The 15,992-nt window shown below is 39.5% G+C and carries 9 protein-coding genes; 6 read left to right on the top strand and 3 right to left on the bottom strand.

Going from position 1 to position 15,992, the window contains the following annotated elements:
• Together CLV42_RS23750 and CLV42_RS23745 are read left to right on the top strand one after the other, a co-directional pair.
• Window positions 1–826 (top strand): hypothetical protein (locus tag CLV42_RS23750; protein WP_211303522.1); only part of this gene is annotated, 826 nt, incomplete at its 5' end.
• Window positions 827–836: 10 nt separating this feature from the next.
• Window positions 837–1,361 carry a hypothetical protein gene (locus CLV42_RS23745; protein WP_106604417.1) on the top strand — a complete coding sequence of 175 codons (525 nt, stop codon included), beginning with the start codon at window positions 837–839 and terminating at the stop codon, window positions 1,359–1,361.
• A 1,073-nt stretch (window positions 1,362–2,434) separates the two neighbouring features.
• On the opposite strand, the gene CLV42_RS34625 is transcribed toward CLV42_RS23745, so the two are convergent.
• Window positions 2,435–2,689, bottom strand: a complete 255-nt coding sequence (locus CLV42_RS34625) for an Arm DNA-binding domain-containing protein (protein ID WP_394337225.1) — start codon at window positions 2,687–2,689, stop codon at window positions 2,435–2,437.
• Between the two features lie 772 nt (window positions 2,690–3,461).
• On the opposite strand from CLV42_RS34625, the gene CLV42_RS23740 reads away from it, so the two are divergent.
• The 4 genes from CLV42_RS23740 (at window position 3,462) to CLV42_RS23725 (ending at window position 12,719) form a co-directional block, all read left to right on the top strand.
• Window positions 3,462–4,487 carry a hypothetical protein gene (locus CLV42_RS23740; RefSeq protein ID WP_106604416.1) on the top strand — a complete coding sequence of 342 codons (1,026 nt, stop codon included), beginning with the start codon at window positions 3,462–3,464 and terminating at the stop codon, window positions 4,485–4,487.
• Window positions 4,488–4,551: 64 nt separating this feature from the next.
• The gene (locus tag CLV42_RS23735) at window positions 4,552–7,944 is read left to right on the top strand and encodes an RHS repeat domain-containing protein (RefSeq protein WP_106604415.1); all 3,393 of its coding nucleotides are present in this window, start codon (window positions 4,552–4,554) and stop codon (window positions 7,942–7,944) included.
• A 10-nt stretch (window positions 7,945–7,954) separates the two neighbouring features.
• Window positions 7,955–12,367, top strand: coding sequence for a DUF6443 domain-containing protein (locus CLV42_RS23730; RefSeq protein WP_106604414.1), 4,413 nt, complete (start codon window positions 7,955–7,957; stop codon window positions 12,365–12,367).
• A 4-nt stretch (window positions 12,368–12,371) separates the two neighbouring features.
• Window positions 12,372–12,719, top strand: a complete 348-nt coding sequence (locus tag CLV42_RS23725; RefSeq protein ID WP_106604413.1) for a hypothetical protein — start codon at window positions 12,372–12,374, stop codon at window positions 12,717–12,719.
• 696 nt (window positions 12,720–13,415) lie between these two features.
• Here the strand turns inward: CLV42_RS23725 and CLV42_RS23720 are convergent.
• Both CLV42_RS23720 and CLV42_RS23715 read right to left on the bottom strand, forming a co-directional pair.
• Entirely contained in the window at window positions 13,416–14,276 is an 861-nt protein-coding gene (locus tag CLV42_RS23720) for a hypothetical protein (RefSeq protein ID WP_106604412.1), read from the bottom strand.
• 160 nt (window positions 14,277–14,436) lie between these two features.
• Entirely contained in the window at window positions 14,437–15,666 is a 1,230-nt protein-coding gene (locus tag CLV42_RS23715) for a DUF3883 domain-containing protein (protein WP_106604411.1), read from the bottom strand.
• Between the last annotated feature and the right edge of the window lie 326 nt (window positions 15,667–15,992).

The following is a 15,992-nucleotide window of genomic DNA, read 5'->3' as shown; positions in this document are numbered from 1 at the left end:
AAAGGAAATATGCCACTCTGTAATATTGAGCAACCTTGAAAGACCGTTTGCAAAATCTATTTCATCGTACCTGATTTTTTTTAATGAGCAGAGTATGGGGAATAATCCAATTTTTAATGTTGATTTTCGTGGGGATACGATACGAGGATATTCTGAACGATCTGCGCAAAGGATGCTGGAAGGGATTCGTGGTTCCTTTGCTGGAAACAAAGGTATGCAGTCGATTTTTCAGCTTGGTAAGGATGGGCGCACACTTAATAGCATTGACATCAATGCCTTTATTGATGCCTCAAGTGGATTGAATCAGGATCAACTAACGCTTGCGGGCGCCTATTTATTGGCAATAAATCAGGACGCTACACATGTTGTTTCTGTTTTGAAACGCGGTGAGACGGTAGAACCAGGAACAGAGAAATTAATAGGTGAATCGACGGCAGATATGTTTGATTACTACGGTGGTGGTGGAATCAATAAGAAATATGGTGATAATAGTACATTTACTGGTATAGTTATGGATTCAAAGTCAATCGCTACTCATGACTATAAGGAAAACGGTAATTATATACCACGAGGACCATCGTTTGGAGAGGTAATTGCGCATGAAGTACTTGGGCATGGTGTGGGATGGTCTTTAGGAAATCCAGTGTTTCACCAAGAAGATGCTATTCAGATGAGTAATGTATATTTGAGATCGCAGGGAACAAATGTTTACAGAGATGGTGGGCAACATGGATATGGGCCTCTTGATCCCAAAGTCGCTAATGACATACCACAGTACTATAAGGATACTAAGGAAATACTCAAAATAATGAGATTGCTAAGATAAAATAGAAAATATGCGTTATTTATGTGGTTTAATATTGCTGATATTCTTAAGTAAGGATATTAGAGCACAGGTTAATTTAGGATGCAAATGCCATTATTCCTCATCCTTTGATATCAAATCTTATAAATCGACTCTAGATAGTATTGTGGGAAATGTTAGAAAGGATAAAAAGGATGTTATTCAAGTGATAGGAAGTCGTGGCTTTGCGGCTGCAATGTTGACTGTTATCGTCACTAGAAATAATCTACATAAGGCTTATTGTTATAATTTTAGAACAAAAAAATATAGAATTGTTACCGATAAACGGACAAATACATGGTTGAAATGTTTGGTTCAGGATAGTTCCTTTATATATACAGCAAAGGCAGACCCTTTGGGAATGCCTAGCCATGATTATAGCTATTTCGTCTCATTTAATTACCCTTCAGTAGAATTGAAGGAGATATGTAATTCTGTATTCCTAAATAATATGGAGCGCCCATTCTCAACGTGTTTAAAATCTTATATAACTTTTTTTGAAGAGGCAACTAAGTGATTGTTGTAGCAGAGCTTCAAATGATGTCGACAAAAAGTACGTTAATGGCCTTGCAATATTTTCTTACTTTATAAAGGAAAACTTGTTTAAGTATGGCTCAAGAGATAATGGTTGGCCGATGGTGACTCTTAAGCACTAATTTCAATATTGGTGAATGCAGACAGCCCATATCATATTTAATCTTGATTGATAAAGACGGATTACGTTCTCTGCCCGAAGGGGAAGATGATTCGTCTTTATTTTGTAATGAGTATCGAAAAGGAAATCGCTTCTACATAGGTAAGAAAGAGAGTCCGGACGAGTTGCAGGTATAAACCGTAAAACGAAATGTCCCAAAAGCATTTTTCGTGAATAGTCTTACAATGCTTTACTGTCGCGAATTTTGTATGATAGAACCATATTCCCGGGATAAAACCAAATGTCACGTTTCTCCTAATATTGAAGAAAAGCGTCTTTGATAACGATTGATCATCCGGGGAATAAATATTTGATATTACTTGATTTAATGGATTGGGGTTACAGTTGGTGTGACAGTTAGGTATTCAGAATTTAACTCCTGTAAATGAGCAACGCCTTATCAGTGGCTTATTTATAGGAATTTTGACAAGCTGAAAAACAGGACGTTTCATTTTAAAAAATTGGACATTGGGTTTTATGGATTATAGTTCCAAGAGGGCGGTTGAAAAACAAGCCCTGAGATGAAAAGAATAAAAAAAGATCTATAAGGGCTGGTTCTTAGGAGCGGGCCTTTATTGTTCCTATAAAAACAATCTTCTCTAAGCAGACATTGTTATGCAAGTTGCAATTTCGCGTATTATTTTCTATAGGTGCCACATGCAAACTCAAAAGAGTGGTCTTATTGCTAAGCCACATACCCCCCTGCATTGATTGGCAACCAGAAGTTTTATATAAGAATCGTTTATTCATAATTTCCTCCCGACATTGTTTGAAATCCTGCGGAAGGGGGAAGGGGGACGGCGCGACAACAGCGCCTCACCCGGTTTGTGTGTCAGGCATGTATATTCACTATAGGGTGTAAGTCCCGAACACGCTTTACAGTAAGGAGTGTTAGCTTAAGGCAAGGGTATCCATCGCGAGGCGGAATCTGAAAGAAGCCAGCGGCAAAAGTTCGAGTCTACGAACAGAAACTGTATAAAAGGCGGGGCAACGAGGGTGATGTTCCAATGTTCGGGTCGGACCTTGATCCCGCAGGAGATTTCCTCCTTAAATCCGTCGATACTAACTCTAATATAAAGGGAGAGGCTGTCAGTAACGCCTGTTCTTTTCCGGCCAAAGACCAGAATTGACAATTTCGGCTTTACATTCATTTTTCTTCACATTTAAGCGGTTATTAAATCGCTCTTCAAACCACACTGCAAGCACATTATTTGACTAGTGAGCACCAAAGATAGTTCACCTATTTGCTCAATGAACGCTCACTAAATAACTTGATTTTATTTAAGCTACTTTAGCACCCAAAATCCCTCAAACCTACACCAGTCAAACTAAACCGCATAAAAAAAGCGCGACTTACATCGCGCTTTCGTGAACCGGATTGGTTCAGTATATTTTGATGCAAGTGTTTAATATTCATTCATTTGAGATGATCGGGTGTCGGTAGTGCACTCAAGTGAGGCCATATTCAAATGATGTACTTTGCAGTGATTTAAAGAGCTGTTGCGAAGATATGACTTTCAGAATAAAAGTATTTATATATAACCATCTGGATTGACAAAGAATTGATTGACTATACGCAGATACAATGCGCAGGGGGTATCGATCTTTGTGATCGAAGTGAGTAATTGATGGGATGTTGTATACAACTAATGTGTTATGTATTTTGTAGTGTCATTTTAGCACCTTTGCGACTAGTTGAAATTTGATGTTGCCCATACCCATTTCGTAGGGTTCCTATATTTTGTTCGAGCATAGTCATAATTCTCAATTCGGATCTTCGTCTGTAGTGGCTTTGGACTGTTATAAGGCATCTTATAATGGAGCTGCCATGCCATATTTATCGTAAACAAGCGGATGTTAATCCTGGACCGTCGTTCTATAGGTGAAGCTCAGAAGATTTACATTTAATATAAACTATATACCATGAATAAGGGACTTTTAAGCTTAGTAGCATTATTATTATCTCTTTACGTAAACGGGCAAACGGGGACTTTCTCTACTATAGACTTTCCCAACACCTATACAAATACGATCACCACAGGTTTGTATACATCCAATAACAGGTCCGGATTTATTCATCAGTCCAATGCCTCTATAAACTACGGATTGTTTGGTCCTAAGTCCACTGGCTTTAAGTTTCGCTGGTTAGCACATGATAATGGAAATATTGATTATACCACAGATACGGACCAGTTGATGTTCCTTGATAACACGGGTAACCTGAATATGAAGGGTACATTAACAACAGGAGGCAATGTTGGTATAGGGACTGCTCCCGGGGCCGACAAAGTGACTATCGATATGGGCACTACCAGGAGTGCAATCAATATGATTAGTGATGGTGATGCCGCTGCCTATTCAGATATGAAATTCAGTATAAAGACAACAACAGGATTGGCCTCAGGCAAGCCGAACATGTGGCTGATATCTTTAAGAAAAGATGGCTATTTCACAAATGATCTGACTGGACCGACACTTGAGTTTTATTGCACCAGAGCTATAACGGGTGGGTATTTCGCCCCGCTGCTTTTCAAGGCAAACGGAGATGTTATACTGGCCGGGGCCCGCAATGCTGTGAATGGTAATGTGGGCATTGGGACCACTGATACCAAGGGGTATAAGCTGGCGGTTAATGGAGATGCGATGTTTACGAGGATTCAGGTGAAAGCGTTTGCTAACTGGCCGGATTATGTGTTTAGAGAGAGCTATAAGCTGATGTCATTGCAGGAACTAGAGGCATATGTGAAGGAGAACAATCATTTACCGGAAGTGCCGTCAGTGAAGGAGATCCAGAAAGAGGGGATAAATGTGGCGGACATGAATGCGATATTGTTGAAGAAGATTGAGGAGCTGACGCTGCATTTGATTGAGCAGGATAAACGCAATAAAGAACAAGAGATGGAAATTGCCACTCTTAAAGAGAAGATGCTGCAACTAGGAACCAAATGATAGAGGCGGTTATTGTAATACTGAGAAATAAATAAACGTAGGTTCGCTTATAATTAAAAGTTTTATGCTTAATAAAAGAAAGGTGCTTGGGGTGGCCAGTACAATTTTATGTTGTGCGATAGTTACCAAAGGACAGAATTTTGAATTGCCCAAAATCATTCCCCCGTCCCCCGCTGTAAAGGCCATGCAGAAATTTTCAGATGTGCCAATTTCATACTATACGGGAACGACAAATATAACTGTACCCATCCACGAAATTCAGCTCGCAAATTTCAGTCTTCCTATTAACCTTATGTATCATTCAGCTACGGTTCATGTACAAGAGGAATCGGGCCGGGTTGGACTGGGGTGGGCATTAAACGCTGGAGGACAGATAAGCAGAAATATTTATAGTTATGACGACTTCGACAGCAATAGATATCTTGATATCGGCAAACCTGAACTAGTCGGTTATCCATTATTGTATCAAGATACTGTGCCGCTTGCAAAATTTAATCCAAGCAATATTCAGTTGTACCCATATGTCAGTGGTGATGGAGTAGTTAACGGAAAGAATTTTTTCGATTTTCAACCCGATAAATTTACGCTGCAGCTCCCCGGTTATAGTAATAAGTTTATAATCAGCTCGAAGTCTTCTGTTATTTTGGAAAATGAGGACCAAACTTTGGTTGAGTTTACAAGAAGTGGGGATAGAAACGCAACCGTTTCCTGGAAAGTGACAACGCAAGATGGAAATAAATATTATTTCACTTCCGAGGAAATGCAGTCCATGTATGTAGGGGCGATACCTCCTGCTGCTACGGCTTGGTTTCTGGATAAAATCGAAACTATCGATAGAGACACCATTCTGTTTATGTATGATTCACAAGTCGGAAGTTCCTATAATGTCACCGGAGCTACGGAGCTTAATCAAATTAACTTCTATACACCGGGTTATCCTGTTACCAACAGGCAAGTTTCTTCATATTATCAGTATAGCAAAAAATTACTCAAAAATATTATTTATCCAAACGGTAAGATTGAATTTTTATATTCTGCCAGAGCGGATATTTATGGAGAAAGTAAGCTAGATACAGTTAAAATATTTAATGGTCGGAATCAGCTGATCAAGAATGTAAATCTTGAGTATGATTACTTCATTCCAAATGTAACGGGAAATAATATGAATCTTGGCTATGACCCATCGTTGTACTTTCCTTATACAACTGACAATACTAATAGGAGACTTAAATTAAAGAGTGTACTTACAAAGGACGCGGCACAGACAATTAGCGACGAAAGATATTCTTTTGAATATAATGAGACATATGTTCCAAATAAGATATCAACCGGACAAGATCATTGGGGTTATTTTAATGGTGTGCTGAATAATCCTTGCCTTGTTCCGAGGTTGATTGTCGGATATCCGCTCATAGGTGAGGTAAATCCTTATATCGTAACAACAGAAGGTGCGGATAGATCACCAAATGCGACATATGCCGGCGTATTTTTGTTGAAAAAGTTGACCTATCCAACTGGCGGTACAGAAACTTTCGAGTATGAATCAAACGACTATGACTATAACAAGTCTGTGGCTAATGACTCGCGTGCAACCAGATATTATAATTCGTTCTATAAGAGAATATCAGACTTTAATACCCCCGCGGACTTTTATGCTCCTATAAAAATCTATTCTATTTCAGTCACACAGTCTGATCAGATAAGTGGTAAAGCTACCGCACGATTTGACCTTAGAGTGCGAAGAGCAGAGAAATTTATAACAGGTATGACACCTTCAACTATTACATTAAAGAATAGTTCCGGTGTGATTGTAAAGACGTTTTCTTTCGATGAATTTGCTGATCTGGATCTGCTAAATACTGATATCTATCAGAAGTTGATTTTTTCAGCTGACCTGACTGTTGGAAACTATACAGTAGAGGTGGTGCTCAAAGATAACCAGGCAAGAAATATAGATCAGCTTTTTTTAGATGTGTCCTGGAGCTTGTTGAGGCCAGCTGGAGGACTTACTTATGAGTCTGGTGCTGGCGTCCGGATTAGCAAAATTATACAGTCAGACAATTTCAACAATACTAAGGAAACTAAACTGGTATATGGATATACAGATCCTGCCACCGGTATAAAATACAGTTATGGAAAGCTACTGGCAAGACCCAGATATTTTGATTATAATCCATATCCAGGTCAGAGCCTAGGTACGAACGACATCTTTTTAACAAGCAATCCGGTTTTACCAGAAGTGTCTGTTGCTTATGATAAGGTAACAGAGTATGTAATCTCACAGCAGGGCGATTCTATCAGGAAGGATTATGAGTTTATTAATGAACCATATCCAGTCTTCAATTACAGTCCACTCCTCTTTCTTAAAAGGCCAGTGCAAGTGTCTATAAATGGTACGTTAAGAGCGTGGGAACAGGGTTTCGATGTATGGCCTGGGGCATGTGCGTTTATATCCAATCCATTTAATGGAAAATTGATCAGAGAGACAGCATATGCTAAAAATGCTTTCAATTCTCCATTTCGTAAAGTGACTGAGACGCGTAGCGAATATGAGGATAAAAATCTGAATTCACTTATCTGGGCAATTGATTTAAAAGCCATTTGTGCACTGGGAGATCCATCGTATCCAGAAAAAGGTGGGATGCATTTGAATTACTATCCTGCTATCAGGAGAAATTGGGTTACTCTGAATAAAACGATTGAAACATCTTATGAGGAAGATACTTCCAGGTCAATAACTGTTCAGACAGACTACTCTTATAAGAATGTGATACATAAGTTGTTAACGGACAAAAGAATGACACTTAGTAATCTTAAGGTAGCTAGCGAGCATTATCAATATCCTCAGGATATTGTCAATCCCTCGACTGCTATGCAGAAACTAATAACGCAACGGCGATTGTCAACGATAGTATCTCAGTCGGAAACAATTGACAGCGCAAACAAAATAACTAAAACCTATGATTTTCTTGAATTCAGCAATGGCATAGTCAATCCTGCTGAGATCTTCTTCAAGGTTGGCAACGGAGCTGCCTTCTCAAAAGGAAAATTCCTTGAGTACAATACCAGAGGCAGGGTGTTGACAACACTTAGTGACGGAATACAAACGGCATTTATCTGGGGGTACAATTCCCAGTATCCGGTTGCTAAGGTGGTAGGAAAGGCATACTCAGATATTAAAGGGCTGGTTAATCAATCGGTATTAGATGCTCCTGCAGACGACCAGCAGTTACGAACGGCATTGAATAGCCTACGCATAGCACTTGCAGGTCAAAAAGTGTTAATTACTACTTACACTTACAATCCTGGGTTAGGTATAACCAGCGAAACAGATCAGAACTCAAGAACTACTTACTACGAGTATGATGGTTTGGGTAGACTGAAGGTGATAAGAGACCATGATGGAAATGTCCTGAAACAAATTGATTACCAATATCAGGCTCCTCTTACTAAATAATCATAACACCATGAATTTAAAATATGTAATATATACCGGAGCGTTGATGGCAATGTCTGTTATTTCAGGCGCTGTCTCGGCCCAGAATAAACCAGGTGGAACGCGAACCACAGCAACGGCCGTAACGGTTCCAGCCGCTTATACCAATACGAAAATCAACTATATCAGGACTTGGCAGCCGGATAAGCCAATAACAGACACTGCTGCTGTAACTTCTATTAGCAAGAGTATACGTGAGGTGAAACAGCTGACACAGTACCTTGATGGTCTGGGCCGCCCTATTCAAATCGTATCAAAAGGGATTAGCAGTAAAGGTAAAGATCTGGTGTCTCCTTCTTTATATGATGACTATGGCAGAGAACAATATATTTATCTGCCATATGTCCAACAATCGGACAATGTCAGTGATGGAAAGTTTAAAACTGATCCGTTTAATTCGCAGAAGGCATTCTACCTGAACGGAATACTTAATCCGGGCGCTGCTGGAGAGAGTATTTTTTATGGTCGGCAACAATTTGAATCTTCAGCACTTAACAGACAAATTAAAGCTTACGCACCGGGTAATAGCTGGACTACACATCCAATAGAAAAGCAATCTTTGGTTAATACTGTTGCAGACTCCGTGAGGATATGGAATATAGCAACTGGGATACCTGCTAGTACAGGCATTTACACTGCAGGACAATTACAAAAGAATGTAACTATTGACGAGCAAGGTAGCCAAGAAGTAGAATATAGGGATAAGCAAGGTCAGATTATATTGAAAAAGGTACAGATTGCTGCAAATCCCGGCACTGCACACATAGGTTGGCTATGTACCTACTATGTATATGATGACTTGGGGAATTTGCGTTTCGTTCTTCCTCCATTGGCGGTAGAAAATGTCAAAGGTGGTTGGATAATAAGTTCGGGCATTGTTAATGAGCTGTGTTTTCAGTACCAATATGATGACCGCCAACGTATGACTATTAAACAAGTGCCAGGAGCCGGGCGCGTTTTTATGGTTTATGATGTAAGAGACAGGTTAGTTTTTACGCAAGACTCTGTTCAGCGTGCTAAATCGCCTATGGAATGGATGGTGACTTTCTATGACGTGTTGAACCGGCCAACAATGATGGCAATATATAAAGGGACGTCAACGAGAGACGCTTTACAGGCGACTATGGATACGTCGGTATCGACATCTACCCAGTCAATTTCTTACGTAGCTCCTGCAAAGCCGGATCTGGCTTTGTATAGCCACGATGGAAGTCCTTTATATACAGCATCCAACAGTATCAGCATGCTGGACGGGTTTGATACTGGTGCGGCTGGTGAAACTGATATAAAGATTGATGCTGCCGTCGTTGGTGATACCACTATCTTAACTGCCAGTAACCCATTGCCTAATATATCAGCATCAGCTTTAACACCTCTGTTTTACACTTTTTACGATAATTACGACTACGCCGGTAAGCTGGCATTTGTTGGCTCAGATACTGGAAAACTCCAGGCCGCGGATACCTTGTATCCAGAGAAGTTGCCCGTAAGTATTATAACAAATGGCCTGGTAACGGGAAATAAAATAAGAGTGTTAGGCACAGATAAATGGTTGACAACAACTACCTATTATGATGCTAAAGGCCGTATCATACAAATGGTTGGTGAGAACCATCTTGGAGGAAAAGACATCTTGACCACACTGTATAATTTTAGTGGAAATGTGTTGGCTACTTATTTACGTCATCAAAATCCCAGAAGCATTACGGCTCAAACAACGTTGTTCACGAGTATGACGTACGATCATGGAGGCAGATTGCTTACAGTGAGGAAAAGGCTTAATGATGACGTAAATCAGGAAAAGATGATATCTTCCAATAGCTATGATGAATCCGGGCGGCTAAGACTTAAGCTTCTCGGTATGACTTCTTCGGGAAGCGTGATCGATAGCTTGAATTATACATACAACATCCGGGGATGGCTGCAAAGTATTAATAAGAACTTTTTAAACAGTGGTAATAATACCTCAAACTGGTTTGGCCAGGAACTTAGCTATGATTATGGTTTTATCACCAACCAGTTCAATGGAAATATTGCGGGTATTAAATGGAAGACCCGTGCGGATAGTGCCTGGGCCTATGGCTATGGTTACGATAAGGCTAACCGACTCGCGGCCGCTGATTTTACCCAGAGAAACGGTAGTAACTGGGCGCTAGGTAATAAAGATTTTACCGTTGGCAATCTCACTTATGATGCCAATGGGAATATCAGAACGATGCTGCAAAAGGGAATGGTAGGCATCACTAGTAAAACGATAGATAGTTTGACTTATACCTATGGTAATGGCAGCAATAAGCTAAGAGGTGTACGTGATATAGATTCATCTATTACTAAATCGGCCATGCTGGGTGATTTCATAGATGCTAACATAACGACAGACGATTACTCTTATGATGTTAATGGCAACGTGACGGCAGATTTGAATAAGAAAATTGCGTCGATTACTTATAACTATTTGAACCTACCCACTACAATTACAATTACGGGCAAGGGAACGATAACTTATCAATATGATGCCATTGGCAATAAACTGAGCAAGACAGTTTTAGACAATACGGGGAGTACACCCAAAACGACGGTGACCGATTATGTAGGGTTATTTGTCTACAAGCAGGATAGTTTGGAATTTATAAGCCATACGGAGGGACGTATTCGTCCAGTTTACAAAAGTGGACAATCCGTGCAGTATGCTTATGATTATTTTGAAAAGGATCACTTAGGGAATGTCAGAACGGTGCTGACTGATCAGACAGATTTTACTATGTACGCTGCTACAATGGAAATAGAGGCTGCTGAGAAAGAGGCCGCTTTATTTAGTAACGTGGAAGAGACCCGTACCGAGAAACCTTCTGGATACCCGGATGATCAAACCACAGACGGAAACAGGGCTGTTGCTAAATTAAATGCCAAAGATGGGGGGAAAAAGATAGGACCATCAATAGCACTGCGTGTTATGGCGGGTGATACAATACAGATCAACGCACGGGCATTCTATAAGTCGCAAGGTCCAACGAATAATACAGCGAAAGTTCCGGTAGAGGATATGTTGGCAGGTTTAGTACAAGCGTTTGGAAATACTAGTACAGAAAGTAGTTCTCATGCGTCAGAGGTTCTTTCTAATACAACTCCTTTTAGTCCCGACTTTTATAATAATGATTATCAGCGTCTAAAAGAAAAGAACAAAGATAATGGGCTGCCAGATCGTCCTAAGGCTTATCTAAACTTCGTTTTATTCGACGATAATTTTAAGTTGGTGGAAGATAACAGTGGTGTGAGGCAGGTAAATGCTAGCCCAGACGAATTACAAGAGCTCGGTGTAGAAAAAATGGCAGTTGAGAAAAGCGGGTTTCTTTATGTGTATACAAGCAATGAAAGCCAGCAGGATGTATTTTTTGACAATGTTATATTGGGAGTAGCTAGTGGACCACTGCTGGAGGAAACGCATTACTATCCATTTGGATTGACAATGACAGGAATTTCAACTAATGCCTTAAAGGGTGCAAATTACTACAAAAACAGAAGGGAATATAACGGAATAGAACATACCAATGATTTTGACCTAAATCAGTACGATGCATTTTTTCGTACCTTTGATCCTCAAATTGGAAGGTGGAAGCAGATTGATCCCGAAAGCGGACGTCATCATGAGAGTACACCCTACCATCATGTGTTTAACAACCCGGTTCTACTGGCAGACCCTTTGGGTGATGATACAACGATAATGCCTTTTTTACCTAAGGTATGGCACCATTTTAACCCGGAGACAGACGTAGTTAGGTTAAGTGGTATAAAAGTTACTCCTAGTGGTGGATCATCAGATCTTTCTGATCGTATGAACTTTGGTGTAACCTATGGTTTTAACTATAGAGTAACGACGAAGCGTACCTGGGCTGAGGACTTTCTATTTGGGCAGAGAACACTGGGCAACCATTACATTGATTACAATGGAAACCTGACTGGCCGTAGAGTGCCGATGCATGGTGTTCCACCCAATGTAAGTTTTAGTGGTGTGAAGCTGGTAGAGCTGGGTGGTAAAATTCGTAGGGTAATTACCGAATTAAAGTGGAGCTCAACAACGGTTAAGCAGGCAGCAGACGCAATTAAACTCGGGCACACAGAAGTAACTGTAGCAAGCCGGGCAGAGGCAGAAGAACTGTACAGGGGCGTGTTCATGCATGAAGGATATATAAACACAACAGGAATGACTGATGCCGAAGTCAAGGCCTATTATGGCTCAACAGATGGAACATATCATTGGGATGATGTATGGGACCCGGCGAATCCAGGTAGGCTTATGGGGCATGGAATAGGCAATCCACACGGAGATAGACTTCATCTCCAGATTGAAGTTGCGAGAAAATTAGTTTATTATATTTTTTTTTAAATAAATGAAAGACAAATTTGAATTAGCGATTTACAATAGGCTGAGAAGTGGGGGTGAAATTGTTGCGGAATTGCCGGCTTCAACCCCTGATCGTCGCAGATGGATGGCAGTTGGTAAAACAACGAAAAAGCCATTTGGGACCGAACACCTGGACTATATTTACATGGCAGTTCAATTCGAGATGGAAAAGAGTACCTACGAGAATAATAAGAAGAATGATCACTATCAGGAAGAACATCTTGATAAAAGATTCTACTACCTCAACTCGGATGAAGAATTGCTACAATTATTAGAAACACTCAAGGTGGATCCACAATTATTTACGTATCCCTGGAAGTGTGATTATCCATAGTAAAGTAAAAGGCGGATAAATTAGAAATTCCGTGCCAGCAAAGTCTCTCAGCGCTATCACTATATGATGTGGTGAGGGACCTTGTGTATTTTACTTGAAAAATGAAAAGAATGATAGGAATTGATATAATTTGCCAGGCTGAAAAATAAAAAGCCTGCAAATACTGACTATTTGCGGGCTTTGGATCGAAATAAAGTGTGTGTAACGTCGGGATGACAAGATTCGAACTAGTCTCTGATTTTAAAGCTGGTGGCTTTCTTTCACGGATGAGCTTTGGGTTACTCCCGGATTTACTCACCGCTTTAAATCTCGACGTTATTGACTAAATTTAGTTCGAATTACACACACCATCAGTCGGGCAGACTGGATTCGAAGTCTTTCGCAAATAATTAGTAATCAATTTTATGCATATCTCTTCTGTTGTATACTCACGGATTATTGACCGCTGTATAGATGGGAGACGACGTAAAGAGCTTTATACGATTTATGTTAATGTCGATTCGTAGTCATTCCGCGCAGGTAGGTTGATGATTGCTTAATTGTTTGGTCCTAGTGCGGGGGAATAATTCCACTTTTGCCGACTGGGTAAAGATAAGATTTTTTAGATATCTGGTAGTGCCACAGTTTGGAGCTCTGTTCGTGGCAGCTTGTCCACTTACTTCATATCCTTATCTGTTGACAAAGGATATTATAGGCCTATGGACGTGGACCAACATAATAGTAATAAATGCTTAAAATAACCCTGATCATGCCCGAAAACAATCCTGTTTTGGCCTCATTGTAAAAAGAAACTAGGTGATGTGAACATGCTGAATAAAATCTTCCATTGGTGTAAACAGTAAATAATGTCATTGTTATGAGTCCAATAAATACAAGAAAGTGTTCAATGACCCCAAGAAGCGAAGAAAAGGAGTCGATCTTGTAAATGCTTTTGTTATATATCATTATCATTAGAATGCCGATCGGTAAAGCATAGACTATGATCAACACGACTAAATTCATAGCGATAAGTATAACAAAATTGGATAGGTCATGGGCGCTTCTGAATAACAGGAACGGCAATTTAAATGTGAATACAATTTTTGATAAAAACTCTCGGGAGTTGGGAGCTTTAACTCCAAAGTAGCGGCCAGTTGTCCTAAAATACCTTTTTATGATATACTGACTTAGCTGGTATTGCATACCAGCTATACCCTGCGAATACACATCTAGATCTTGAACAAGGAAAGGCCGGGCTTCGGGATTCAATTCGATAATCTTATCGGAATTCGTTTTTAGGTTATCTACAATGCGAGCTATGTTGAGCAATGAATTATTAATCAATATATAGGGGATTAACATCATTGCAGGTATGAAAATCCACCGAGTGTTGTCATTCAAATCCAAATCGGCCCCCTCAATTGAGATTTTACTGGCGAGATTAAATTCAAGCAACATCAATATGGAAAATAAAATGTAAGACAAAATGATGTTCTTGTTAAGTGATTCATAATTCGCATTTAATGAACTTAATAAATTCTCTTCTAACTTCTGGAGGTAATCTTCTTTTGATTGCATGGGATAGGTTTGTAAGGTTGCTTCGCAATATATTCTATTTGGCCTAGAAAAAGACTGTGTGTTTTCTAACTCTAAAGTGCTGCCGCTATATGAAAGCCATATTGACTGCGTGCTAACAGATATGTAACTTAATTTCTAATTGAATAGAGTGTATCTTCCTCTAAACTACATTAATAGCAATTCGATAAAGTTGCGGTTTCATAGTGACTGCACCATTTAAAGGTTTAAAAGGATTACCAGCTATCCATATTTTAGGATTTGCGCTGAAAATATCAAAGACGACATAAATTTTATAATTATCTAGTGTCTCCGCTTTCGCTAGCTCATTAGCCGACAGGAAAAAATTAAAGTATCCTGGTTTCGAAGTTGTTGTCTTCACCTCAATAAATCTTTCTGCCCCATTTTCATCATAGGACAGGATGTCGAAACCTACCGAATCAACTTCAATGCGTTTTACTTTTGCTGCGAGATTCTGTCTGCCTGCTTTTTTCAACCTGAACTTTTCTGCAGAAAAGACAATTTCCTCACCTCTATTGCCAATTTTCTTAAGCCACTTAGCGTCCTTTTCGTAATCAGTATTGTCATCCCAAGTCCTGTTGATTTGGCTCCTTTCTCGTGTATCCGATTCTACAATATCAAGATTGACGAAGGAATAATTCGGGTCAGAAGGGAAGCTCCTCTCACTGCCGGAATATTCGCTATTGTGATCCTTCCAATTTTTCAACGGACGGCCCGGAAAATAATGATAAAGAAAGTGCGAAAAAACATCAATCGACCAATGCTGCATAGCAACATCTTGATTTTTAAAATTAACTAATGCAGATTTCTTTGCATATTCATTCGTTTGTGTCAATGCAGGAGATTGAAGATCCAGACCAAATTGCGTTACAAAATATGTAAGATGATCATCAGAAAACACATTTAAGTAGGTATCTGGATAGTAGGTGGACAGTATTTTACCTTTAAACATTGATGAAAGTGGATTACCAGCTAGCCTTTCTAGATCTTCTTTCCCCCCAGCATCAAGCAGTTCGATAAGGCTTCTTCGAACATTTTCAAAGGCTTTTATTGGTTCTGTGCCAAACTTTTTTGCAATATAAAAATCATGTTCATCCTTTCTATAGTACATCCCGAACTTCCGGGAAGTCGAACCATATATGCGACCTAAGCCATCCAGCTTTTTCTCAATTCCTTGACAGAAATTATTCTTCACACTATCCTTTCCCCATCCCATAGCATATTCTTTAATGTCCATATTAGAGATTTTAGCAGGAGAAAAATGGGCTACAAAGTCTTCTCTTACTCTGTGAAGCATAGCCCTTTCTTTAATTACTTCAGGCAATTTATGATTGAAATATAGTTTGGCTTCTTCGAATGATAAAGTTGTCATTGTCTAGATCAATATTAACTTATGAGTGAAAGGTTCGGCCTATGATTGAGTTCAATGAATCAACTGAATTGGGGCTCGATTTTTCATTTTGTTTTGTATTGCAGTCGATCGATGCAATAAATACCATCACGTTAGTTGATAATGACAATTGATGAAATGCTTTCAATTTCATAGTTTAGAGAGGTGGTTGAAAAGTTACCCTACACTTTTGTGTGCCGGAAAATAATTAAATGAAAGTATTAATCCGTTAACTTGATGTTAATAGATTGAAATTCTAGATATTGTTTATAACATAGTAAATAATACTATGCTTTTCTGCTTTGTGT

This window comes from Chitinophaga ginsengisoli (genome assembly GCF_003014595.1).
Taxonomy (GTDB): domain Bacteria; phylum Bacteroidota; class Bacteroidia; order Chitinophagales; family Chitinophagaceae; genus Chitinophaga; species Chitinophaga ginsengisoli.
Note: the sequence above shows the minus strand (reverse complement) of the source record. Positions and strands in the feature narration are given on the sequence as shown.